Genomic DNA, 24,444 nt, shown 5'->3' with positions numbered 1-24,444 from the left:
ATCGAATGACTGCACGAATTCTTCGTCATGCGACAACGGCCGGCATTCTGATGGCGGCAATAGTGGCACTCGCCCAGGCGCAAGGCATGCCGCCGCTCGACGGCCCCACATCGGTTCCCTCAATCACGACGCCCTCGCCGCCGCCGGCAGAGACAACATCGAGGTTCGTCGGAAGCTTGTCGTTCCAGGATGGCTATCCAACGCCAAAGACCGTTGAGCGGCTGTATGACGAGCTCGACTTTCAACGGGCCACGCAGGTCATGCTGAGAAACCTCCCCGCGCTCAGCATGTACAACCTTCGGCTCGGCCTCGCACGCGATCTGGGCGTGGATTCGATTTCGAAGCTCGCAATCTTTCGCGCCGATGCGAACTCGCTGATGCTGACGCCCAACTCGGAGACCCTGTACGGCACGACCTTCCTTGCGCTCGACACCGATGGGCCAACAGTGGTAGAGGCACCGCCCGGCGTTCTCGGACTCGTCAACGACATGTGGATGAGGCCCGTGGAAGACATCGGACCGGGCGGCCCCGACCGCGGCGCGGGCGGCAAGTACCTCTTCGTGCCGCCAGGCTACGCCGGTGAGTTGCCGAAGGAGGGCTACCACGTCGTGCCGCTGCGAACCTACGGTGGTTGGCTCTTGATGCGCGCATTCCTCGACGCGAGTGGCAATGCCGCACCGTCCGACGCGCTTCTGAGAAGCGTGCGCATCTATCCCTTGGCCAAGGCCGCCACCCCGACGCCGATGACCTATATCGAAGCGACCGGCAAGCCGTTCGACTCGACAGCGCCTAACGACATTCGCTATTTCGAGATGCTTGCTCAGCTCGTTTCGCGCGAAGCCCCCGATGCTATCGACCCCGAAGTGGCCGGGATGATGAGGGCGGTGGGTATCGAGAAGGGCAAGCCGTTTGCGCCGGATGTGCGGATGAAGAGCATCTTCGGCGAAGCGGTGAAGGTCGGCAGCTTCATGGCACAGGCGATCAGCTATGCACCGCGCGACCCGCAAGCCGTGCGCACAGGGTCGCATTGGATGGCCGGCATCGCGGGCTATCCGACGTTCAGCGACGGGCACAAGACGCTGCTGGACGAGATGGTGTACATGTCGTGGTTTGCCACCGGCGCGGCGAAATCAATGAGCAAGCCGCAACCGGGAACGGGTTCGCAGTACGCCTGGACTTATCACGACGCGAAGGGCGGCTGGTTGCGGGGCGAAGAGGGCTATCGCTTTCGCATTCCGCCCAATCCCCCGGCGAAGGATTTCTGGTCGATCCTCGTCTACGACAACTGGTCGCGCGCGATCCTGCCCAACGGCCAGAAAGTGGCCGGCAAGAACTCGTATGACAAAGCCGTCCAGTCCAATGTCGACGGCTCCATCGACATCTACTTCGGCCCCCGCCCGCCTGCGGGCAAGGAAAGCAACTGGATCCGAACCGTGCCGGGCAAGGGTTGGTTCGCCATGTTCCGGCTCTACGGCCCGCTCGCGCCCTGGTTTGATCGCACTTGGGTTCCCGACGACATTCAGGTGAGCAAGTGATCGGCGTGGCGACCTTGGCGTGGGATGGAATAGCGTCTGCTGACACCTGCGTATGACGATCAAGCGCGAGGCCGCCATCCCGTTTGCGCACCCGGTCTACGTCCGAAACATCCTGGACTGCCTGAACAGTCTCGGCATCAGGCCATCGACGGTGCTCGACAACGCAGGCTTGGCTTGGCAGGACCTCTGTGACGGGCAGCACATGGTCGACTTCTCGGTCTTCCGCCGCTTCGTCGCGCATGCCATCAAGTGCAGCGGCGATCCGGCCCTGGGTTTGACGGCTGGATCGATGCTCCAGCCCTATCACACGCCAGTCGGCATTGGAGCGGTCACAAGCGATACCCTGGGCCAGGGCCTGCAGTTCCTGTGCCGACATGCCAGTCTGATCTTCGGCAGTCTCCAGTTTCAATTGGAGAGCGGCCCTCGATGGAGCACGATCAAGGTCAAACCGCTGCGCCCGTTGTGCGAGACGCATGTGTTCGTCGTGCAATCGATCCTGGGTGCGCTCTGCAGGCTGTTCGAGGCGATGTTGGGGCGCCCTGTGGATGAACTCGCCGTCGGACTGCCCTACTCTCGCCCCGGCGGCAACGACATTTCATGCCTGAGCCACGTGCGCAGGGTCGAGTTCGATCAACCGTACCTGACGTTCCAGTTGCCGGTAGAACTGCTGCGTTCGCCGTGTGCTGCCGCGGATCCAATCGCCTTCTCCAATGCCGCGCAGGCTTGCCAGAGAATGGAATCGGAACTTGGCAACGGTGCGTTCGTGCAGCGCGTTCGGCGCGCGCTCCTCGAGCGGCTGACGAGCAACCCGGACATGAGCGAGTTGGCCTCGGACCTGGGCATTACCGCACGCACGCTGGTGCGAAGACTCGCGGAGGCCGGCGTCACCTACTCGGGCATCAAGGACGAGTTGCGCAGAACGCATGCCGCCTGGTACCTGCAGCACACGGAGCTTTCGATGGAAGCCATCTCTTCACAACTGGGCTATTCCGATCCCACCAACTTCAGCCGCCAGTTCAAGTACTGGTATCGCGTCGCTCCGAGCAAGATGCGACAGAGCCTGCGCGTTGACTCGCAATTCGACGCAATGGGGGCGTAGCGGCCAGACGGACCCGCCGACCGCCTGGCGCTGCACGCCGTGGTACCGGGTGGCTTCCGAGACTTCCGCTGCGGCTTGCACACCCCCAGCGTCGTGTCAGAACGCGTGGCGAATACCGAGGTCGTAGCCGGTCGAACTCTTCGGCGTCAGCGCGCCGGTCGCTGCCGTCGGTTGGAAGAAGTTCGGGCCACCGAGAAGCAGATCCGCGCCATTCTTGTTGCTGACGCGCGCGACGGTGGCGTACAGGGCTGTGCGCTTCGACAGGTTGTACACATAGCCCAGGGCCCACTTGTCGGCCTTCGGATCTGCGAATAGACCCGTCAGCTGGCTGATGCGATTCGTGTTGTTGTAGTTCACCGCAGAGTACGCAGCGCGGATCAGGCCGGGGCCGACCGGGACGGTCGCGCCGAGGATCCAGCCGTTGGCGCCGGGCTCGCGGAAGGCGAACGGGTTGGTGACGCCGCTGATGAAGGCGGACGAGTTGTCAACCTTGAGCTTGTTGTTCGAGTACTCGCCGAACACCTTCACGACGTCAAAGTCGTACGACGCGCCAAGGTTCCAGATGTCGAGCGTTTGCGTCGTGCCTGCGAAGTAATTCGACCCAATGGTGTTCCGAGCGTAGCTGGCAGCAACGTCCAGGGCTCCCTTGGCATAGCCGAAGCGACCGCCGATGTAGCGGCCGGCGCGCGCGTTGTCGGCAGGGAGGTTGCGGTTCGCGATGAATGCCGCGGCGCCAGGAGGCGTCAGCGAGCCCGGGTCGTAGCTGGTCTTCTCGTTCATGGCGTACATCGCCTGACCGTAGAAGCCGCCCAGATTCGGCGGCAGGAAGAAGCCGATCGAGTTGCTGGCGCGAATGTAGTTGGCGTTGGCCGTGAAGCCGTTGGTGGTCGCACCGCTGGAGCTGTAGCCGTTGGCCGCCACCAGCAAGCTGGCGCCGACGCCGTTGGAGCCGAACGGGTCGAAGACGTTGTCGTTCCAGAAACTCGGCGTGTAGTCGCGGCCGAGGCGGACTTCGCCGAAGACGCCCGACAGGCTCACCGTTGAACGACGGTTGAAGAAGCCAGTCACGGCAGGGCCGGAGTTGGCGACGTTGCCACCGATGTTGCCGTCGTCGTTGCTCAGACTGGCTTCGAGCCAGAAGCCGGCCGCAAGGCCACCACCGAGGTCTTCCGTGCCACGGAAGCCGAGACGGCTGGCGTTGTAGCCGGAGTTGGCCAACTTGGTCGCGCTCGTCGTGATGCTGTTGCCGAGCGCCGTTTCCGTCTTGTTCGAATAGCCGCTGACAGCAGCGTCAATCACGCCGAACACTGTGACGGACGACTGAGCCGTCGCAACACTGGTGATAGCCAGCGCAGCCAGGGCGATCAAGGATTTTTTCATTGCAGATTTCTTCAAGGTTGAACATGGGGCCCTGGCGTGGAGACTCACGGTGAATGACACGTTTGAGTTCCCACAAATACCTGGGCCAACCTCCCTCTGGGAAGCTGTCCTGATTCCATCAGGGGCGCTTCCCGGAGACAGCCGCGTTCATGCAAATTCGCCCGGCCGCTATGCAAATTCGTCCTTGGGGAAATCAGCATGTCGTTGTGGGATCACGACAAGGCGGCGTACCTGTTGGAATGACTCGGGAATTGCAGTTGCGAGGGCGCACACAGCATCGCTGCGGCCGGCAGGATGCCGCGTATACGGTCCATTGACCGCGTCATTGCGGATGACCGCTCGGATGTGATTCGCTGGCGACAAAGGGAAGGGACGGATCGAGTTCTCGCAAACGTTGTTCAGGTCGAATTTGTCGGCCGATGTCGCTCCGCGCCGATGTCAGGCGGCGGCGCGGGGTTATCGTTGCCATCCCATGAGAAATCCATGGGTGGATCGTTGTCCCGCGTGCTACCCACCGGCACGCCGCGCAGCTCCTCCGCGCAACTGCGAAGGAGCTGACGTGACACCACCGAGCTGCATTGCATGGAACGCGCTTCGCAGAGCACCGCTTTGAGCTCGCGCGCGGCAATCGCCACCGGTTCGTCGCTGGTGGTCGCCACCAGGTCGACCACGTGCAGGGCCAGCTGCGTCTGTCCCTCGTCACCGAGGCGCCGCGCATGCGCGAGCACGGCGACGGTATCGCCAATCGCGGCGACGATCGCCGCCGCAGCGTCGGCCGGCCGCGCGGGGTGAAGCTGGGTCGGGTTGCGGTCCCACCAGCCGCTTTCGCTGCGCCAGATGTCGCGCACGATGTAGTCGGGGCTGCCATAGATCGCACGCATGAAGCGGTGGCCGAACAACGCCGGCGGGTAGTGCATGCCGGCCAGAATCTCACGCTCCGACTGCCCCTCGTTCATGCGCCGGACCACCTCGCTTCGCAGCCAGTGCAGCGCGCGAATGGGGACCCTGAACGCGTCTTCGATGTCCGCGACGCCGGTGATCGGGCTGCCGAACTCCGGCAACACCATCGAAGGACCCAGTGCGTGGAGCCGCTCGAGGGTCGCGGCCCACCGCATCGGGTCGCGCAACGTGCGCAGCGGCGTGCCGATGTTCGGAATGCTCCGGATCATGGCGGCACTTCCGTACAGGAAGCGCTCTTGCGGCAGCCAGACGGCCACGGTGTCGTCGGTTTCCGACGGGGCCGCGATCAGTTCGATCGTCCGGTCTCCGAGCGCGAGGCTCAGGTTGTCGACGAACAGGACCTGTGGCATCGGGAAGTCCTGCGCGCTGGCGGCCTTGAACGGCCGTCGGAACTGCCGGCTGTTGAGCCAGGCTTGCAGGCCCGCCGTCTCCACGTAGCGCTGGTAGCGGCGCGCCACATTGCGGTGCGCGATGCGCAGCGGCGGCGTTTCGCCGCGCGCCAGCGCGTGTTCGATCCACACCGGGACACCGGCGTTGTAGCCGGCGTGGCCGTGGCTGTAGACAATGGCGTGCACGCGCGCCTGGGTCAGGGTGCGCAGGTGCGTGATCATCTGCTGCGACACCTTTCCACCGGGACCAGCGTCGACGATCACCACGCCATCTCCCGTCTCGATCGCGAGCGTGTTGCCCTGTCCTCCGAGCGTGTGCACGCCCGGCACCAGGTCACGAAACAGTCCGGCATTCATCAGGACGCTGATGCCGGACGCGGAGGGGGTGATCGCGGTCATGGTCATGCCCATTGCGGTTGCTGGCGGCTGGCGGTACTGCACACCGGGTCGCCCATCAGATCGTCGGCTGCGCTCAGGTAGAGGTTGCGCGAGACCACGGAGGTGACTTGCGTCGCGCGTTCGCGGCAGAGCTCGGCCTTGAGCTGGCGGGCCTGCGCAACCAGCGGGTCGGGCGGGCCGGCCAAATCTACGTTGGCCAGCAGGTCGACCACATGCAGCGCCAGCTGCGTGTCCCCATTCGACGCGAGCTGGCGCGCATGGTCGAGCACACGCTGTGCATCGGGCAATGCGGCCCGGACGGCTTCGGCCGCAGCGCCCGGCGCGGCGGGGTGAAGGTCGGTCGCGTTGCGGTTCCACCAGCCGTTTTCGCTGCGCCAGATGTCGCGCATGATGTATTCGGCGCAGCCATAGGTCGGGTTCATGAACCGATGCTCGAACAGTTCAGGCGGAAGAGGCACGTCGTGCAGGATGTCGATCTCCCCCATGCCCGCACTCATGCGGCGCACGACTTCCCGCCGCAGATATTTCAAAGCGCGTGAAGGAAGCTCCAGCGACTCGCGGATCTCTGTCGCGTCGGTCAGTGGCTTGCCGAACTCGGGGATGAGCACGAGCGGGTCCAGCGCCAGGAACATGTCGAGCGTCGCGGCCCAGCGCATCACATCGCGCTGGATCCTGAAGGGCGAGCCTGAATTGGGGCAGGCCTTGATGAAGGCATTGGAGCCATACAGGGTCCGCACATCCGGTATCCACACGGCGGTGCCATCGTCGGTCTCCGAGGGCGCGTGGATCAACTCGACGCTGCGATCGCGCCCCTCGATGCGCAGGCGCGTGCGGTAGGTCTCGTCGGGCAGGCGGAACCAGTGCGCCGGCGGCGTCGTGGGATAGGGCGAGCGGAACTGGTGCTCGTTCATATACGCCTGCAGGCCACCGGTCTCGCGGTAGCGGGCATAGCGGTGGGCCACGCGCTCATGGCCGATCACGCGCGGCGGCGCCTCGCCGCGCGTTGCTGCGTCATCCAGCCACTGCTGCACGCCGTTGTTGTAGCCCATGTGTCCATGGCTGTAGACGATGTGGCTCACGCGTTGGCCGAAGCTGTCGCGAACCTGCTCGATCATTCGCTGCGTGATGTCCCCGCCCGGACCGGTGTCCACCAGCAGCAGGCTGTCGCCAAGTTCGACGATCAGCGAGTTGCCCTGGCCGCCAAGGGTGTGCACGCCGCTCGCGTGCCGAGCGAGGCCCTGCTTCATCATCAGGATGTTGTTGTCTGGACTCATCCGATCTCCATTTGGTTGCTGGGATGTCGATGGGAGGGCGTGAAGACGGATCCCGCGTGCATGCAAATGAGCACATCACGCCATTAGCTATTATGATAGGTAACAAGGGAAATTACCTAAGCTATTATGATAGGGTAAGGTCCAGTGTAGGTGGAAACCCAGTCAGCTGTCATAATAGGCTGTGGCATGATCGCCGCCCATGAGAACCTCCATTTCTTCCTTTGCGCTGGACGCCTTCGTTGCAGCAGCTGTGTTCCTGGCGGTGGGCGCGCCGGCCCGGGCGGCGGACGAGTTCCCCACCAAGCCGATCCGCCTGATCGTCCCGTACCAGGCCGGCGGCTCGACTGACATCTTTGCGCGCGTCGTCGGCGAAGCCTTGGCCAAGCGGCTGGGCCAGCCGGTGCTGGTCGAGAACCGCACCGGTGCCGGCGGCATCATCGGCACCGACTACGTGGCCAAAAGCGCGCCCGATGGCTACACGTTGCTGCTCACGATTCCGGGCCCGATCACCGCCAACCTGGCGCTCTACAGCAAGCTGCCCTATGACCCGAGGACCGACCTGCGCATGGTGTCCGATGTCGCGCTCGCGCGCACAGTCCTGGCCGTGAATCCGTCGGTGCCCGCGAAGGACGTGGCGAGCCTGATCGAGGCCATGAAGGCATCGCCCGGCAAGTACGCGATGGGCTCCTGGGGACCGGGCACCCTGCCGCACCAGGTGCAGGTGTACATGGACAAGACCTATGGCGTACAGACACTGCACGTGCCGTACAAGGGCGAGGGACCGATGGCGGTTGACCTGATCGGCGGCGTCATCACGATGACGGTCGGTTCGGTCACGACGCTCCAGCCCTATGTTGCGACCGGCAAGTTGCGTGCGCTGGCGGTGGTGGGCACGCGCCGCGCCAGTGCCTTGCCACAGGTGCCTACCTTTGCAGAGCAGGGCTATCGCGATCCGGTCTATGCCCTGACCGGACCGACTTCGCTGCTCGCACCCGCGAAGACCCCCGATGCCATCGTGGAACGTCTGGGCCGCGAGGTCCAGGCCGTGGTCAAGCAGCCCGAGGTGGCCCGTCGCATCGAGGAACTTGGCGCCGAGCCCATTGGCAATTCGCCGGCGCAGGCCACCGCGGCCTACAAGGCGTACCTGCCGGTGGCCCTGAAGATGGCGCAAGACACGGGTGTCAGACTGGATTGAGGCGGTACTGCTGCGGCGCCAGGGCCACGACGCCTCTCCTTTTATGATTGGAATCACACTGTGACGCGCCTGATCAAAATATTCAGCGCGCCAGCCGTTTCCTACCGTGGCACCTGCATGTCGACTTCCTCAGAAAATTCCACCGCCGCCAGCCTCCCGCTGTTTGCCCAGATCGAAGCCCAGCTTCGTCAACGCATCGTCGTCAACGAGTTGGTCGCGGGCAGCAAGCTGCCGTCCGAAGCGGAACTGGAGGTCGAGTTCGGCGTCAGTCGCATCACCGTAAGGCAGGCCTTGGCGGCGCTCCATGCCAAGGGCCTGATCCAGAAGATCAACGGCAAGGGCAGCTTTGTCACGCGGCCGTCGGACGCGCCGAACCTCGGTCCCTTGACGGGGTTCTTCGATCACATGCGCGCCCTCGGGAGAGAAGCACTCGGCAAGACACTGTCGATGCGCGACGTCGAGGCGCCTGCCGCAGTGGCCGAAGCGTTGAAGCTGCCACCGGGCGCGCCCGTGACGGCAGTGACGATGGTGCGCAGCGTCGACGGCAAGCCGTTGGTTTACGGCATTGCATGGGGGCCGACCGAACTGGTCAGGGCGCTGGTGCGCGAGGACATCGAGACCAACGACTTCATGACCTTGCTCGAGAGCCGCCTGGGTTTCCGGATGAAAAACACGCACATCGAAACGAGTGCCCTGCCCGCGGGAAAGTTGCGTGCGCGCCACCTGGGTATTGACGCCGATGCGCCGGTGCTGCGGATTCGCTTCACGCCTCACGACGTGACGGACCGCCCGCTGCTGCACGCCGACATGTACTTCCGTGGTGACGGATTCAGCTACAAGGCCGTTGTCAAGCGATAGCGCGATGCTGTCGCGACCGATCCAGTGCGGTCGCTGAGGAAAGCTATAGCTGTTATGACAGGGTAGGTGTTAGCCCTATCTACCTATCATAATAGGTCGTGCCATGATCCGGTCTTCAACGGAGACTGCTTCATGAGAATCCTGGTGCCGAGTGCCGCGTTTGCCCTGCTGTCCATCGCCTTGGTGGCGCCGGCGATAGCAGCCGATCCTTATCCAGGCAAGCCGATCCACGTGATCGTTCCCTATGCGCCCGGCGGGGTTGTCGACGTGCAGACACGCGCCGTGACGCAGCGCCTGTCGGCTGAACTCGGCCAGCCGATCGTCGTCGAGACAAAGCCTGGCGCGGGCGGCAACATCGCGGCTGATTTCGTCGCGCGTTCGCCCGCCGACGGCTACACGCTGCTCGTCAGCGCACCGTACCTCATCAACAACCCGTTGATCGAGACGAGCCTGCGGTGGGCGCCCAAGGACTTTGCACCGGTCGCTCGGTTCACGTTGTCGCCAAGCTATATCGTGGTGCCGGCCGCTTCTCCGGCGAAGTCGGTGAAGGAATTCGTGGCGATGGCCAGGCAGGCCACCCCACCGCTGCTCTACGGCGAGTCCGGTCCCGGCAGCACGCAATCGATGGCCAACGAGGCGCTTAAACAGGCCGCTGGCATCGAGATGGTGGCTGTGGTCTACAAGGGTGCGCCGCCCCTCGTGCCTGACCTGATCAGCAACCGTTTCTCGATGACCATCCTGCCTTCGTCGCTGGCGTACCCGTTGATCAAGGCTGGCCAAATACGGGCACTTGCCAACATCAGCAGCACGCGCTCAGCGCAGTTGCCTGACGTGCCGACGATCGCCGAGGCAGGCTACCCGGATGTCACGGCGCTTTCGTGGTACGGCTTCCATGTGCCGGCCGCGACGCCGCCCGATGTGATCCGCAGGCTCGAGCAGGCCGTCAAGGCCGCGACCGCCACGCAGGAAGTGAAAGAGCGGCTTGCCAACGCGGGCGGGGAGGAAGCATTTCTCGGCACCGCCGAGTTCAGCACTTTCATGGCGACAGACGGCAAGCGCTGGTCGCGCGTTGTCGCCGCCATGAAGAAGTAGTCGCAAGACATGCAATCGCCACCAGCCACGCCTGCGCCATGAGCCTGACCCGTCCCCCGCATGAGTTCGCTGAACTGATTGCGACCCTGCGCACTTTCATCGACGAAGAGGTCATTCCGAAAGAGGACCTGCGCGCCGCCCATGACGGGGAGGCCGTGCTGCGCCTCACCGCAGAGCTCCGGCAGTCGGCGTTGAAGCGCGGACTTGGCGCACCCCGCCTGGCCGTGCGCGACGGCGGGCTCGGGCTGTCATGGGAAGAATGCTGCGCTTTTCTTGAGGAGGCCGGACGCAGCTTTCTCGGGCCAGTGACATTGCAATGCGGCCCACCCGGTCAACCTGACATTGCAGCGCTCGAGCAGCTCGCCACACCCTGGCAGCGCGAGCGCTACCTTCAACCATTGGCGCAGGGTGATGCGCGTTCGTGCTTTGCCATGACCGAGCCCGCGCCGGGTGTCGGGTCCGATCCGCACATGCTTGCGACCACGGCCACGCGCAATGCCGCAGGCTGGCTCATCAACGGCCACAAGTGGTTCATTACCGGCGCCCGGCGCGCCGACGTCGCGATCGTCGTGGCGCGCAGCGACGCGGGCGTCTCCTGGTTCCTGGTTGACAAGGACAACCCGGGATTCGAAGTGGTGCGCGACATCCCCACGATGGAACCCTTCGACATCGGCGGCCATGCCGAGATTCGGCTCACCAACTGCCAGGTCGGACCTGAAGCCCTGGTGGGGGAGGAAGGCAAGGGGCTGGCCCATGCGCAGCTGCGGCTCGAAGGCGCGCGACTGTTCCATTGCATGCGCTTTATTGGCCTGTCCTCACGCGCCATGGAAGTCGCGCAGCAATACGCTGCGCGGCGCGAATCGCAAGGTCAGCGCTTGTCCGAGCACCAGATGGTGCAGGCGATGGTGGCCGATGCCCACATCGACCTCTACGCCGCACGCCTGATGACGCTGGACGTCGCGCGCAAGCTGGACCGGGGCGAATCGATCCGCCATGCGTCCTCGATGGCCAAGGTGTTCGTCTCCGAGGCTGTCAACCGCGTCGCCGATTCGGCGGTACAAATGACCGGCGCGCTCGGCGTCTCGGAGGACCTGGCACTGTCCATGATCCTGCGCACCCTGCGGCCATTTCGCATCTACGACGGCGCATCGGAAGTGCATCGCGCCGCCATCGCCAAGCGTGTTTTCCAGAAAGGCTTGCGCGCCTGACAAGGCCAACGCAGGAGATCCGATGTTCGACACGACAGACCTTCTCGTTTTTCGCGCCCAGGTGCGCGACTTCGTGCGGGCGCATTTGCCCGCCGACATTCGTCACGCGGTTCTCAGCGGCCAGTCGCCGTCACGCGAGCGCACGGTGGCATGGAACCAGATCCTTGCGGCGCATCAATGCCTTGTGCCGCATTGGCCGCGCGACTGGGGTGGCCAGGGTTGGAGCGTGCAGGAGCAGATCGCGTTCGACGAGGAGATGTGCACGAACGGTGCACCCGAACTGAATCAGGTGAGTTTCGACATGATCGGCCCGGTGCTGATCCGCTACGGCAACGCTGCGCAGCGCGAACGCTTCCTTCCAGCGATTGCGTCCGGCACCCAGTGGTGGTGCCAGGGCTATTCGGAGCCCAACGCAGGGTCTGACCTTGCGTCTCTTTCCACACGCGCAGAACGCCGTGGCGACAGCTACGTCATCAACGGCTCCAAGATCTGGACCACGTACGCGCAATACGCTGACTGGATGTTCTGCCTCGTGCGGACCGACCCCAAGGCGAAGCCGCAACAGGGCATTTCGTTCGTGCTGATCGACATGAAGTCGCCCGGCATCACCGTGCGCCCCATCGTGGGCATTCACGGTTGGGTGGTGTTCAACGAAGTCTTTTTCGACAATGTCGAAGTGCCGGTCGACAACCTGGTGGGCGATGAGAACCGGGGCTGGACCATCGCCAAGTCGTTGCTGGAATTCGAGCGCCTCAAGCTCGCACGCATCGGCGAGAACAAGCGCCGCATGGCGCGCGTGCGTGAACTGGCGCTGGCGCCTGGGGCGGATGGCTGTCGTGTCGCAGACAAGCCGTGGTTCAGGCAGCGGTTTGCAGAACTCGAGAGCCGGCTGATCGCGCTCGAGGCCAATGCCGCCGGCTTCATCGCGCGGGCCCAGTCGGGACAGCCAATCGGCGCAGATGTCTCGATGCTCAAGATGAGCGGCAGCCGCTTGATTCAGATGTGGGAAGAACTCACCGTGGACGCGCTGGGCACCGAGGCGCTCCTGCTCGATGTCAGCGCGCTGGTGAGCGGCGCGCCACTCGCGGATACCGCGAGCGCTTCGGCCCGCATCGCCGCAACCGCGTTGCCGCGGCGATTTCTCTCCCGCGGCTACACGATCGCCGGGGGCTCCAGCGAGATACAGCACAACATCCTCGCCAAGCAGGTGCTCGGGCTATGAACGAAATCGACGTCGAAGACCACCGCCGGATGCTGGCCGACAGCGCGCAACAGTACATGGAGCGTGGCTACGGCGACGCAGTGCGCCGCGCTTCACTCGCACAGAGCGACGGATGCGATTCGGCGCGCTGGAAGGAATTTGCCGAGTTGGGCTGGCTGGCGTTGCCGCTGCCCGAGCAGGATGGCGGACTCGGCGGATCGATGGCTGACGTCTGCCTGATCGCAGAAGCGATGGGAAGAGGGCTCGTCAGCGAACCGTACGTGGCCTCGGGTGTGATGGCCGCGATGCTGTTGTCGGAAGCCGCTCCGTTGGAAGTACGTGAGCGCTGGTTGCAGGGCGCCGCGGATGGCAGCCTGCGACTGGCTTTCGGCGGTTGGGAGCCTGGCGCGGCTTTTGACGTCCGCTGCGTCCGCACCACGATGCAGCGGGTTGGAGGCGGGTTGTGCTTGACTGGCAGGAAAGCGATGGTGCTGGGCGGGGCTGGGGCCGACGCGTTTCTCATTGCGGCGCGAGCTGATGATGGGTCGGCAGCGAGCTTGTGCCTGGTCGACGCCGCGACGCCTGGCCTGACGGTCACGCCGGGTGTCCTGCATGACGGTCAGCACATCGCGTCCCTGGAGCTGGATGGCGTCGTGCCGACATGCCTGCTGCTGAACGCACCGTTGGAGGACGTGCTCGCGACCTTGCAGCGTGCGGTCGCTCGGGGCACCGTTGCCCACTGCGCCGAAACAGTCGGCGTCATGCAACGAAGCTTCGAGATCACGCTCGACTACCTGAAGACCCGTCGGCAGTTTGGCAGCACGATTGCCTCCAACCAGGTGGTGCAACACCGGCTGGTGGATCTCCATGTGGAAATAAGCGAGGCGCGCGCTGCGACGCTTGCGGCGGCGAGGGCATGTGATGCGCCGCGCCATGCTTCGCGCGATGCTGGCCCCTACGAGGCTCGCCATGTCGCGGCAGCCAAGGCCTGTGTCTCGCGTGTTGCCAGGCATGTATGGGAAGAGTCGGTGCAGCTGCACGGTGCCATCGGCATGACGCAGGAGTGCGCGGTGGCGCCTTTCGTCAAGCGATTGGCCGTGGCCGCCTCGCTGTATGGCTCAACCGAATTCCACCTGGATCGCCTGGCGGCACTGTCACTCGACGCGCGCACGTCACCGGCATTCCCTTGACCCGCTGAAAAGGATCCGTCCCCATGTCTCTCGCTGCATTGCTGCATCCCGCGTCGGTCGCGGTGATCGGTGCTTCACAAAACCCGCAGAAGGTCGGCGGCATGCCCGTGCGACTGCTCAAGGAACTGGGCTATGCGGGCGCTGTCTATCCGATCAATCCCGCAGCCAAGGAGGTCCAGGGTCTGATGGCCTACGCATCGCTGGCGGATGTGCCTGCGCAGGTCGACCTGGCAGTCATCGCAGTGCCGGCGGATGCAGTGGAAGCTGCGCTCGAGCAGGCGGTGCGGGGCGGCGTGCGCGCGGCCATCGTGCTGAGTTCGGGCTTTGCCGAAGTTGGCGCGGAGGGCGCACAGACGCAGGCCCGCCTGGCAGACATTGCCCGACGCGGTCAGCTCACGTTGCTGGGGCCGAACTGCCTTGGAGCCATGAATCCGCGCCGCGGCCTGTATGCCACTTTCTCGCCAGCACCGCTCGCCGGCCAGCTCAAGGCCGGCGGTGTGGCGATCGTGAGCCAGAGTGGCGCGTTCGGGGCTTATGCATACTCGCTCGCGCGTGCAGGCGGGCTCGGCCTGAGCCACTGGGTGACGACGGGCAACGAGGCCGCCACCTCGGTCGCCGACGTCATTGACGGCCTCGTCGACGATCAGGACACGCGCGTGATCCTGGCCTATGTGGAAGGCGCACGGGACGGTCGCGCCTTGCACCGCGCGTTGTCGAAGGCGCGCGCTGCCGGCAAACCGGTGATCGTGACCAAGGTGGGACGCACCGAAGCCGGGGCGCGCGCAGCCATGTCGCACACGGCGAGTCTTTCGGGCGAGGACGCGGTGTACCAGGCAGTGTTCGACGACACGCGCACCATCCGCGCCGACACCGTCGAGCAGATGTTTCGCCTTGGCCAGGCGTTCGCGCTCGGCGTCGCGCCGCGCGGCCGTCGGCTCGGCATCCTCACCGTGTCGGGCGGCGTCGGCACGCTGATGGCCGATGCGGCCAGCGATGCGGGCCTCGACATGCCGCCGCTGCCCGAGCCGATCGCGGTCGAGCTGCGCCGCCGCATCGCGTTCTGCTCGACCACCAACCCGGTCGACCTCACCGGCCAGATCACCGCGGACTACAGCGTGGTGGACTATGCGGCCGTCGAAGCCGCGCGCAGCGGCGCCTACGACAGCATCGTGCTGTTCCTCGCGGCAGCAGGTGCGGCGCCAGGCTATGCGCAGAAGATCGCGCAGACGGTAAGGCTGGTGCGCGAGGCTGCGCCAGGGGTCAGCCTGGCGTTTTCCGGCATCGTGATGGCTGAGCTCAAGCGGGAGCTCGAAGCGCTCGGCTGCCTCGTCTACGAGGAGCCGACGCATGCGATCGAAAGCCTCGCCGTGATGGCGAGGTGGCAGGCAGATGCAGCTTCCGACGAAGCACCGGCGAGCGAGGCGATCGCGATGCCGCCCGGCATGCCGGCCGGCCTGCTCAACGAGATTGACGGTCTCGCTTTCGTTGCGGCGAACGGCGTCGCCCCTGCACCGCATCGCCATGTGCAGGATGCTGATCAAGCCGTGGGTGCATGGCGCGAACTTGGCGGCCAGGCCGTGCTGAAGATCGTTTCGCGCGACCTGCTGCACAAGAGCGACGTTGGGGGCGTGCGCGTCGGCTTGCGCAACGAAGCGGAAGTGCGCGAAGCCTTCGCGGCGATTGACGCGTCGGTTGCGCAACTGGCACCGCAGGCACGGCGCGAGGGCATGCTGGTGGCGCGCAAGCTGAGCCCGCGCGTCGAAGTGATGCTCGGCGCGCGCTGGGACGAGAGCTTCGGTCCGCTGGTGGTGCTGGGCCTGGGCGGCGTGGCGGTCGAGCTCGATGCGCGAACGCTGGTGCTCACCGCACCCACCACACCTGCGCGCGTGCGTGACCGGCTCGATCGCCTCGGCGTGCTCAGGCGCCTGCAGGCCTGGCGCGGCCAGCCGGCCATCGCACCCGATGCGCTGATCGACACCGTCGTGCACTTTGCCGCGCTGGCCGCGGCGCTGGGGCCGCGTCTGCGCACGATGGAAATCAATCCGCTGATGGTGACCGACGACAGCGTGGCTGCCGCGGATGCTGTCGTCGACATCGCCGCAGCCTGACCAAGGCCGCCACCCTGGAAAGCACCATGACCCTCATTGATTCACCCCTCCGTCGGACGCTGCTTGCCGCCGTCATCTGCGCCACCACCCTTGGCGCTGTACCCGCAGCGGTAGCCCAGACAGCCTGGCCCGACAAGCCGATCCATCTGGTCGTGCCATTTCCGCCCGGTGGCGGCACCGACGTGATGGGTCGCTGGGTTGCGCAGTCTCTTGCCACCACGCTGAAGGCCGCATTGGTCGTCGACAACGTGCCCGGCGCGACGGGAACGTTGGGAAGTGCCAAGGTGGCGCGCGCCGATCCGGATGGCTACACGATCCTGCTCGGCATCAGCGCCACCCACGCAATTGCACCGGCGATCTACAAGGACCTGCCCTACAAGCCGGCGACGGATTTCGTGGCCGTCGGCCGCGTCGCGCTCGGAGGCAACCTGCTGGTTGCGCACCCCGACTTTCCGGCGAATTCGGTCAAGGAGCTGATCGAGCTCGCACGCAAGCCGGGCAGCAGCGTCATGGTGGGTTCGTGGGGCAACGGATCCGGAGGCCACCTCGCGCTCGAAGCCATCAACCAGGCAGCCGGCATCCACATGGGCCACGTGCCGTACAAGGGCGTTGCGCCGGAACTCAACGACCTCATTGGGGGCCAGATCCAGGTGGCCATGGTCGACGTGACCAGTGCCGCGCCATTCGTCAAGGCCGGGCGCATCAAGGCGCTGGCCGTGACCGGACCGCGGCGCTCGAGCAGCTACCCCAACGTGCCGACACTGCAGGAGCAGGGCGTGGCGTTCGACACGGCCTCGTGGTACGGCATCTTCGCGCCGGCGCGCACGCCGGCCCCCATCGTCGACAAGCTGGCGCAGGCCCTCGATGTCATGCTCAAGCAACCGGAGGCGGCCGAGAAAGTCCGCGCGCTCGGTATGGAGCCCGTTCCGATCCCGCGCGAGCAATTTGCGCAGCAGGTGCGGGACGACATCGCGACGTGGGGCCACCTGGTGCAGGTCGGAAACATCAAGGCCGATTGAAGGGACTGCGAAATGACTGAGATGACCACCTCCGAAGCCTTTCTCGAACTCGACCATGCAACGCCGGTCGAGGCACTGTCCGCGCATGCTGCGATCACGGCCGTGATTGCAGGCTATCCGTTGCTGGAGTCCGTGCGCACCTGTCGCGTGCAGACGGCCGGCAGCGAGGGCGCCACACAGGGCGCCACCGGCTACGGTCGCGCACCGTTCAACGTGCTTGGGCACAGCGCCGAGAGGTGGACCGACCGCGACCGCGACATCGTCACACCCGCCAACGACCTGCTCTACACCAATGCCTGGATCGACCTGCGGCGCGGGCCCGTCGTGATCGACGTGCCAGCGCAAACGGGTCGTTACTTCGTGCTCGAACTGCTCGACGTCTACACCAACAACTTCCACAACATCGGCACGCGCAACAGCCCGCGCGAAGGCGGCCGTTTCGCGCTCATGCCGCCGGGCGATGACAGCCCGCCGCCGGCTGGCTGCATCGCCATCGCGTGCCCGAGCGCGCTGGTGTGGCTGCTGGGCCGCGTACTCGTCGACGACGAAGCCGATCTGCCGGCGGCCCGCGCTTTCCAGGCCGACTTCAGGTTGAATGCCACGCCCGCACCCGCAATGCCTCGCAGCATCGCTCAATGGAGCGAAGGCGGCGACACGGCGCTCGACTTCTTCGCCAACCTGCTGCGCGCGGTGCAGGACTTTCCGCCTCCGGCTTCGCAGCGCGGCGTGTTCGCGCTGCTGACGAGCCTGCACTTGCAGAGCACTGACGATGGCAGGCTGACCAACCTGCGCCCCGGCGTGGCCGAAGGCCTGCGCCAGGGATACGCCGCGGCGATGCAACTGATCGAGGCCTGCACGCGCAGCCCGTCCAAGGCGGCATGGCGCTATTCGACGCGACTCGGCCGCTACGGCGACGACCTCATGCTGCGCGCAGCCACGGCCTTCAAGGGCCTCGGCGCACTGGCCGGCGACGAGGCCATCTACGCCAGCGTCGACTACGACCACGACGGCGCAGCACTGCATGGGCAGCACTGCTATCGGCTGCACTTCGAGGATGGTGGCCAGTTGCCGGCAGACGCCTTCTGGTCGATCACGCTCTACGGCAGCGACCGCTACCTCGCCGCCACCGCGCTCGGCCGTCACGCGCTCGGCAATCGCAGCCCGCTGGCCCGCAATGCCGATGGCAGCCTGACCCTGTACGTCTCGCACCAGCGCCCGCCGGGACCGGGGGAGAACTGGCTGCCAGCACCGGATGCACCGTTCTATCTGATCCTGCGCCTCTACCATCCGCAGCAAAAGCTGTTCGATGGCAAGTACCGCTTTCCCGACGTGGAGCGAGTGGCATGAGCGGCACGCTGGATCAAGCCGCGCGTGATGCGGTGCTCTACACCCTGCCACTCTTTGAGATGGCGCGCATGCGAGCGGCCACCTGTCCGCGCAAGCTCGACAGCGGCGAACTGGCCGATGCCAATCCCAATGCCAGTGTCCGCTGGCTCAACGGCTTTCGCCACACGCGCCAGTTGCTCACGCCGCGCAACCGCGAGGTGGTCTCGCCGAACAACGACACGCTTTACGACAACGCCTGGCTCGACCTGAGCAATGGCCCGCTGCTGATCGACGTGCCGGACATGGGTGAGCGCTACTGGACGCTGGGCTTCCTGGACATGTGGACCAACCCGTTCGCTTACGCTGGCAGGCGCACGACGGGAAACCGCGCGCAACGCCTCTTCGTCCACGGCCCGGACTGGAAGGGCAAGGCGCCCGAGGCGACAGTGCCCGTTGCCACGCCCGGCAACGACGTATGGATCATCGGGCGCATGTTGGCTTCGGCGGATGCCGCGGATCTGGCCGAGGCGCATCGCCTGCAAGACCACTACGCGATTCGCACCGCGGATGATGCGTCGGCCTCCGCGTGGCACCGCTTCGACACCGGCATGGATGGCCGGCCGACAGATATGCCCGAGGTCGTGCTCTATCGCCGCATCGTCCGCGACGTATTGAAGCGCAACCCTGCGCCCGCCGACCAGGGCTCGATGCTTCAATTGATCGACCGATTTGGCCTGCGCCACGGCGAGCCGGAGCCTGGCGCCGAGGCCGCGCTCGCCACCGCACTGGCCGAGACCTGCGCGGCGCTTCGCCAGGATGTGGATGCCTCCGACTTCGGCAACGGCTGGACCTTGCCGATCTCCGTGCGTACCGGCTACGGCACCGACTACGCCACGCGCGCCCGTGTGGCTCGCAACCTCATCGGCGCGCTCGGCATCGAAGAGGCGATGTATCCGGTCTGCGAAGTCGACGCCGCGCGCGCGCCGCTCGACGGAAAAGCGCGCTACGAACTCTGCTTCCCATCCGGCGCGGCGCCGCAGGTCGATGCGTTCTGGTCGCTCACTGCTTACCGCCGCAGCGACTGCCTGCTCATCGACAACCCGATCGACCGGTACTCCATCGGTGACCGCACGGCTGGCCTGCGCACCGAGCTCGACGGGAGCCTTCGCATCCGGCTGCAGGCCGACGACCCCGGTGAAGGCCGCAACTGGCTGCCGACGCCGCCCGACGACCAGTTCTACCTGACGCTGCGGCTGTACCAGCCTCGCGCGGCTCATCTGTCGATGCGGTTCGCATACCCGCCTGTCGTTCGACTCAGCTAGGCAAACCCATCCAGGAAACCGCCCATGTCACTTCACCGTCGTCAATTCATTTCGCATTTTGCTGCCGCGGGGGGCGCCTTCGCGGGCTTCACGGCCGTTCCGTCACTCGCACGGGCGCAGGAGGCTTGGCCGAACAAGCCCGTGCGCGTCCTGTCGCCCTACGGCGCGGGTGGCTCCAACGACATCTCGGCGCGTATCCTCTGCGAGGAACTGGGCAAGCGCCTGCAGCAGCAGTTCATCGTCGAGAACAAGCCCGGGGCAGGCACGCGACTGGCCAATGAATACGTCGCGCGCGCCGCGCCCGACGGCTATACGTGGCTCTACGCAGCCGCGCCCTTTGCCACCGCCCAGTCGATGTACGGAAAGCTGTCGTACGACCCGGTGCGCGATTTCAAGGCTGTAACGCTCGCGGTGATCGCGCCGGTCTTCCTGATCGTGAATGCCAGTTCGCCGTTCAAGACCGTGGCCGACCTGGTCGCTTATGGCAAGGGCAAGCCCGAGGGGCTGACCTTCGCGACACCGGGCAGCGGCTCCGGCCCGCACCTGACGGCCGAACTGTTCTTCAAGGAGGCTGGCGTGAAGGGACTGAATGTGCACTTCCGCGGTGACGCCACGGCCTACACCGAGTTGCTCGCCGGACGCGTCGACGCGACGCTCACCGCCATGCCCACCGCATTGCCGCATGTGCAGGCCGGCAAGCTGCGTGTGCTGGCCGTTGGCTCGGAAGAGCGAAGCCCGGTCTACCCGACGGTGCCGACCTTTCGCGAGCAAGGATTTCCGAATGTCGTGGGCTACGGATGGTTCGGGTTCATGGCGCCGGCGGCCACGCCGGCCGCTGTGATCGATCGCATGTCGAAGGAAGTGAATGCGATCCTGAAAGAGCCGTCGATCAGCAAGCGCCTGATCGAGCTTGGCGCGCAGCCGCAGGGCGGCACCCCGGCGGAGTTCGCGGCCTTCATCACGAAGGAGACACGCAAATGGGGTGAGGTCATCAAGACAGCGGACGTGAAAGCAGAGTAGCGCAGCGACACATGACAGTTGAACACCAACCCCTGCGGGATTCGGAACTCACGCTCTGCGATGGCGTCGCCGAATTCATTCACATGCGGCCGGCCGCACGCAACGCCCTCTCGGATTCGCTTCGCCTGGACTACGCCGACATGCTCGATCGCATCGAAGGCGATCGCTCCGTGCGCGCGCTGATCATCACCGGCTCCGGTGGCAGCTTCTGCGCCGGCGGCGACGTGAAGGGCATGCACGAGCGGCTGTCCAACCCAGATCCGCAGGTGAATTCGCCGGCCGCCACACGGCGGCGGCTGATGGCCGCTCAGTCCTGGCTCGACAGGTTGCGCGGCCTGACGATCCCGGTGATCGCCGCGGTCGACGGGCCGGCCTTCGGCGCTGGCTTCAGCCTCGCGTTGCAGGCGGATTTCATCGTGGCGTCGACACGCGCCGAATTCTGCATGTCCTTCTTGAAGGTGGGCGCCGTGCCTGATTTCGGCGCCTTCCATACGCTGCCGCGCATTGTCGGACTCGCGCGCGCCAAGGAACTGATGTTGACGCAGCGCCGCGTGAGCGCCACCGACGCAATGGCATGGGGGATGGTGCTGGCCCAGCATGAGCCCGAGGCCCTTGCGGCACAGGCGAAGGCGCTGGCCAACTCCTTTCTGGATGCACCTCCCGAGGCGTTCGAACTCACCAAGCGCTTGCTTCACAAGGCGTTTGATGTCGACGCGCAGGCGATGGCCGAACTCGAGGCGGGCGCCCAGGCCGTATGCATGGCCGCGCCCTTCCATGCGCAGGCCGTCGCCAGTTTCGCGCGCAGGAAATAGCACTTTCCCGCCCCAGGAGGAGCATACGTGCGGTACCGCATCGAAGACATCGAGGCATTCATCGCCGTCGTGGAAAGCGGCAGCATCAGCGCCGCGGCGGTCAGGCTGGACGTGGCCAAGTCCGTGGTCAGCAAGCGTGTCACCTCATTGGAAGATTGCCTCGGCGTCGCGCTGCTTCAGCGGTCGACGCGGCGCGCCACGCCGACGACCAGCGGAACGCATTTCTTCGAGCGGAGCAAGCTGCTGTTGCAGGATTTCGACGAGTTCGCGCAATCGATGCAGGGAATGAACCGCGGCCTTCAGGGCACCGTGCGGCTTTCCCTTCCGATGAGTTTTGGCCAGTTGCACGTCTTGCCCGTGCTGATGCCTTTCCTGCGCGAGAACGCGGAACTGGTCGTGCACATGGACCTGGACGACCGGTATGTCGATCTCGTGCAAGGCGGCTACGACCTCGCGATTCGGATCGGCGTGCTGCCGGATTCGAATCTCATCGCGCGCAGGCTCGCGACCAGCAAGCGCGTGCTGTGCTGCAGCCCGGACTACATCGCACGACGAGGCCCACCGGCCACCGTGGAAGACCTGTCGCGGCACGACTGCATCGGCTACGGGCTGGTGTCCTCGAGCCAGATCTGGCAGTTCCGCAGGGTGGGTGAAGAATCGAACGAACGCGTCGCCACCAACGTTCGCGCGCGCGTGGTCACGAACAACGGAGAGGCGATGGTCCGGGCTGCATTGAGCGGACTGGGCGTGACCGTCCTTCCGACCTTTCTCGTCGGCGGCCTGCTTCGTTCAGGCGAGCTTGTGGAATTGCCGATGGACGGACTCGCTCCCACCGAGGACACGGTGCATGCGGTGTACACGCAGGCGCGCAACCTGTCGTCCAAGGTTCGGACCATCATCGACCTCCTTGCCGACGCTTGGGCCGGCGATCTCCCGCCGTGGGATCGCTCCTCGACCTGAGAACCGCCCCGGCGACCGGCATGCGTGCCGCCAGGGCGATCGGGAGGTTGTGATCGTCGCACCGCGCATCAATGTCTGCGTCACCGGTGTTTTGGCGGCGACGTCCAGAAGCCGCTGCCAGTTATCCCCGAGTCTGCCAGCGACCGGGTCGCCGCTCGGTTGAAACGCCGTGTTCTCAAAAAGCCATCTACCTGAAAGGCCTGTCAGGGCCTAGATTTGCACTCAAAGGAATCGATCATGAAGAAACTGGCCTTCAAGAGACGCAACAACGGACGCCACTGGGTGGGCGACGGCTTTCCGGTGCGCAGCATCTTTTCATACAACGACGACGCGCAAGAGTTGTCGCCCTTCCTCCTGCTGGACTATGCGGGACCAGCGGAATTTCCTCCGACGCAGCAGCGACGGGGCGTCGGGCAGCACCCCCATCGCGGCTTCGAGACGATCACCATCGTCTACGAGGGGGAAGTCGAGCATCGGGATTCGGCCGGTGGCGGCGGCTCCATCGGACCAGGCGACGTGCAATGGATGACCGCGGGTGCCGGCATCGTGCACGAGGAATACCACGGTGCCGGGTTCGCCAGGCGCGGTGGTGCGTTCGAGATGATCCAGCTGTGGGTGAACCTGCCTGCAAGGGACAAGATGACGCGGCCCGGCTACCAGAACATCACCCATGCCCAGATTCCGAAGGTTGACCTGCCGGAGGAGGCCGGCTCGGTTCGAGTGATCGCTGGCGACCACGCAGGGCAGCGCGGTCCCGCGCGCACCTTCAGTCCCATGAACGTGTGGGATGTTCGCGTCAAGGGCGGCCGGCGGGCCGAGTTCAAGTTGCCTGAAGGCCACACCACGGCCGTCTTCGTGCTCAAGGGATCGATCCGATTCGGCAACGACGGTGTGGTTGGAGAAGCGGAACTCGCCGTCTTCGAACGGGAAGGGACAACGCTCGCGTTCGACGCGATCGAGGACTCGACCGTGTTGCTGCTGACCGGCGAGCCATTGAACGAACCGGTGGTGGGCCACGGGCCCTTCGTGATGAACACCGAAGATGAAATCGAACGGGCGTTCGCCGACTACCAGAACGGGCGAATGGGGCGAATTGCCGCACAGGTGGCTTGATCGAAAGAAGGGCTATCGCGCGCCGGGTGGAGCGACACCCAAAGCGAGCACATTCGTCACTTCAATGCCCATTGGGCATCCGCGCGTGCTGCGTTTCAGCACATACAAACTTCCGTCAGGAGACCATCATGGCCAGTGAATCCATTCGCGACCCCGCCAAAGACATACTGCTCACCCCCAAGAATGCGGCGTTCGTGATCATCGACTACCAGCCTGTGCAAGTGAACTCGATCGCGTCGATGGACCGGCAACTGCTGATCAACAACATCGTCGGCGCGTCCAGGGCCGCCGTAGCCTACGGACTGCCGATCGTGCACTCCACCGTCAACGTCAAGACCGGGCTCAACAAGCCGCCGATCCCGCAAGTGCGCAAGGCGCTCGAGGGCATTCCGACCTATGACCGCACTTCCATCAACTCGTGGGAGGACGTCGAGTTCAGGGCGGCAGTGAAGGAGACTGGACGCAAGAAGCTGATCATGACCGCGCTGTGGACCGAGGCTTGCTTGACTTTCCCTGCGCTCGATGCGCTGAACGAAGGCTACGAGGTCTATGTCGTGGCGGACGCGGTAGGAGGGACTTCACTTGCGGCCCACGAAGCGGCGCTGCGCCGAATCGAGCAGGCCGGAGGCAAGATGATCAGCGTGCCGCAGATGTTCTGCGAGCTCCAGCGCGACTGGGCTCGCAAGGAAACGGTTCCGGCATTCATCAACCTCTTCATCGAGACCGGCGGTACTGCGGGGATCCAGTTCTCCTACGATCGCGAGTAAGCCGGTGTCCGCGAGGCGTTGCAGGCCCTGGACGATGAACTGGTCAGCGGTGTCTTGGTCATGCGCCAATCGGACGACACGAAGCATCTCGCTGTCGAACACCGGGGAGAATTTCTATCGTCACTGCGGCACGTGAACGCCCGGCGCGTTCGGCGAGCCATTGCACACCGCCGGCCACCGGGGCCGTGCCGACCGATGCCTCGATGCAGCGGAACGA

20 protein-coding genes are annotated in these 24,444 nt (G+C 65.2%); 17 read left to right on the top strand and 3 right to left on the bottom strand.

Going from position 1 to position 24,444, the window contains the following annotated elements; translation table 11 throughout:
• Positions 1–5 precede the first annotated feature (5 nt).
• The gene (locus tag AC1DN9_RS17325) at positions 6–1,535 is read left to right on the top strand and encodes a DUF1254 domain-containing protein (RefSeq protein ID WP_478102300.1); all 1,530 of its coding nucleotides are present in this window, start codon (positions 6–8) and stop codon (positions 1,533–1,535) included.
• Between the two features lie 52 nt (positions 1,536–1,587).
• Positions 1,588–2,634 (top strand): AraC family transcriptional regulator, encoded by a 1,047-nt coding sequence (locus tag AC1DN9_RS17320; RefSeq protein ID WP_478102298.1) that lies wholly within the window; start codon positions 1,588–1,590, stop codon positions 2,632–2,634.
• A gap of 96 nt (positions 2,635–2,730) precedes the next feature.
• Here the strand turns inward: AC1DN9_RS17320 and AC1DN9_RS17315 are convergent, their stop codons facing one another.
• The 3 genes from AC1DN9_RS17315 to AC1DN9_RS17305 all read right to left on the bottom strand — a co-directional run bounded on the left by AC1DN9_RS17315 (position 2,731) and on the right by AC1DN9_RS17305 (position 7,036).
• Positions 2,731–4,014 (bottom strand): porin, encoded by a 1,284-nt coding sequence (locus tag AC1DN9_RS17315; protein WP_478102296.1) that lies wholly within the window; start codon positions 4,012–4,014, stop codon positions 2,731–2,733.
• Positions 4,015–4,412: 398 nt separating this feature from the next.
• A complete protein-coding gene (locus tag AC1DN9_RS17310) occupies positions 4,413–5,762 on the bottom strand; it encodes an alkyl sulfatase dimerization domain-containing protein (RefSeq protein WP_478102294.1) in 1,350 nt (449 codons plus the stop codon).
• Between the two features lie 2 nt (positions 5,763–5,764).
• Positions 5,765–7,036 (bottom strand): alkyl sulfatase dimerization domain-containing protein, encoded by a 1,272-nt coding sequence (locus tag AC1DN9_RS17305; RefSeq protein ID WP_478102292.1) that lies wholly within the window; start codon positions 7,034–7,036, stop codon positions 5,765–5,767.
• A 199-nt stretch (positions 7,037–7,235) separates the two neighbouring features.
• On the opposite strand from AC1DN9_RS17305, the gene AC1DN9_RS17300 reads away from it, so the two are divergent.
• The 15 genes from AC1DN9_RS17300 (at position 7,236) to AC1DN9_RS17230 (ending at position 24,227) form a co-directional block, all read left to right on the top strand.
• On the top strand, positions 7,236–8,231 hold the full coding sequence (locus AC1DN9_RS17300; RefSeq protein ID WP_478102291.1) for a Bug family tripartite tricarboxylate transporter substrate binding protein: 996 nt from the start codon (positions 7,236–7,238) through the stop codon (positions 8,229–8,231).
• A gap of 117 nt (positions 8,232–8,348) precedes the next feature.
• Positions 8,349–9,089: a GntR family transcriptional regulator gene (locus AC1DN9_RS17295; protein ID WP_478102290.1), complete on the top strand. Its 741-nt coding sequence runs from the start codon at positions 8,349–8,351 to the stop codon at positions 9,087–9,089.
• A 132-nt stretch (positions 9,090–9,221) separates the two neighbouring features.
• Positions 9,222–10,181, top strand: a complete 960-nt coding sequence (locus AC1DN9_RS17290) for a tripartite tricarboxylate transporter substrate binding protein (protein ID WP_478102288.1) — start codon at positions 9,222–9,224, stop codon at positions 10,179–10,181.
• Between the two features lie 38 nt (positions 10,182–10,219).
• On the top strand, positions 10,220–11,389 hold the full coding sequence (locus AC1DN9_RS17285; RefSeq protein WP_478102286.1) for an acyl-CoA dehydrogenase family protein: 1,170 nt from the start codon (positions 10,220–10,222) through the stop codon (positions 11,387–11,389).
• Positions 11,390–11,411: 22 nt separating this feature from the next.
• The gene (locus tag AC1DN9_RS17280; protein ID WP_478102285.1) at positions 11,412–12,611 is read left to right on the top strand and encodes an acyl-CoA dehydrogenase family protein; all 1,200 of its coding nucleotides are present in this window, start codon (positions 11,412–11,414) and stop codon (positions 12,609–12,611) included.
• The gene (locus AC1DN9_RS17275; RefSeq protein ID WP_478102283.1) at positions 12,608–13,780 is read left to right on the top strand and encodes an acyl-CoA dehydrogenase family protein; all 1,173 of its coding nucleotides are present in this window, start codon (positions 12,608–12,610) and stop codon (positions 13,778–13,780) included. Before AC1DN9_RS17280 ends, AC1DN9_RS17275 begins: the two co-directional genes overlap by 4 nt.
• A 23-nt stretch (positions 13,781–13,803) precedes the next feature.
• Positions 13,804–15,888 carry an acetate--CoA ligase family protein gene (locus AC1DN9_RS17270; RefSeq protein ID WP_478102281.1) on the top strand — a complete coding sequence of 695 codons (2,085 nt, stop codon included), beginning with the start codon at positions 13,804–13,806 and terminating at the stop codon, positions 15,886–15,888.
• Between the two features lie 26 nt (positions 15,889–15,914).
• Complete coding sequence (locus AC1DN9_RS17265; protein WP_478102279.1) at positions 15,915–16,907, top strand: Bug family tripartite tricarboxylate transporter substrate binding protein; 993 nt, start codon at positions 15,915–15,917, stop codon at positions 16,905–16,907.
• A gap of 12 nt (positions 16,908–16,919) precedes the next feature.
• The gene (locus AC1DN9_RS17260) at positions 16,920–18,254 is read left to right on the top strand and encodes a DUF1254 domain-containing protein (RefSeq protein ID WP_478102277.1); all 1,335 of its coding nucleotides are present in this window, start codon (positions 16,920–16,922) and stop codon (positions 18,252–18,254) included.
• Entirely contained in the window at positions 18,251–19,555 is a 1,305-nt protein-coding gene (locus AC1DN9_RS17255; RefSeq protein WP_478102275.1) for a DUF1254 domain-containing protein, read from the top strand. The genes AC1DN9_RS17260 and AC1DN9_RS17255 overlap by 4 nt, the downstream gene beginning before the upstream one ends.
• 24 nt (positions 19,556–19,579) lie before the next feature.
• On the top strand, positions 19,580–20,575 hold the full coding sequence (locus tag AC1DN9_RS17250) for a Bug family tripartite tricarboxylate transporter substrate binding protein (RefSeq protein ID WP_478102273.1): 996 nt from the start codon (positions 19,580–19,582) through the stop codon (positions 20,573–20,575).
• A gap of 11 nt (positions 20,576–20,586) precedes the next feature.
• Complete coding sequence (locus AC1DN9_RS17245; protein WP_478102271.1) at positions 20,587–21,387, top strand: enoyl-CoA hydratase/isomerase family protein; 801 nt, start codon at positions 20,587–20,589, stop codon at positions 21,385–21,387.
• Positions 21,388–21,414: 27 nt separating this feature from the next.
• On the top strand, positions 21,415–22,347 hold the full coding sequence (locus AC1DN9_RS17240; RefSeq protein ID WP_478102269.1) for a LysR family transcriptional regulator: 933 nt from the start codon (positions 21,415–21,417) through the stop codon (positions 22,345–22,347).
• Between the two features lie 237 nt (positions 22,348–22,584).
• Complete coding sequence (locus AC1DN9_RS17235; protein ID WP_478102267.1) at positions 22,585–23,460, top strand: pirin family protein; 876 nt, start codon at positions 22,585–22,587, stop codon at positions 23,458–23,460.
• Between the two features lie 128 nt (positions 23,461–23,588).
• Positions 23,589–24,227: a hydrolase gene (locus tag AC1DN9_RS17230; protein ID WP_478102266.1), complete on the top strand. Its 639-nt coding sequence runs from the start codon at positions 23,589–23,591 to the stop codon at positions 24,225–24,227.
• Positions 24,228–24,444 lie beyond the last annotated feature (217 nt).

The organism is Variovorax sp. 05L425 (genome assembly GCF_056397705.1).
Note: the sequence above shows the minus strand (reverse complement) of the source record. Positions and strands in the feature narration are given on the sequence as shown.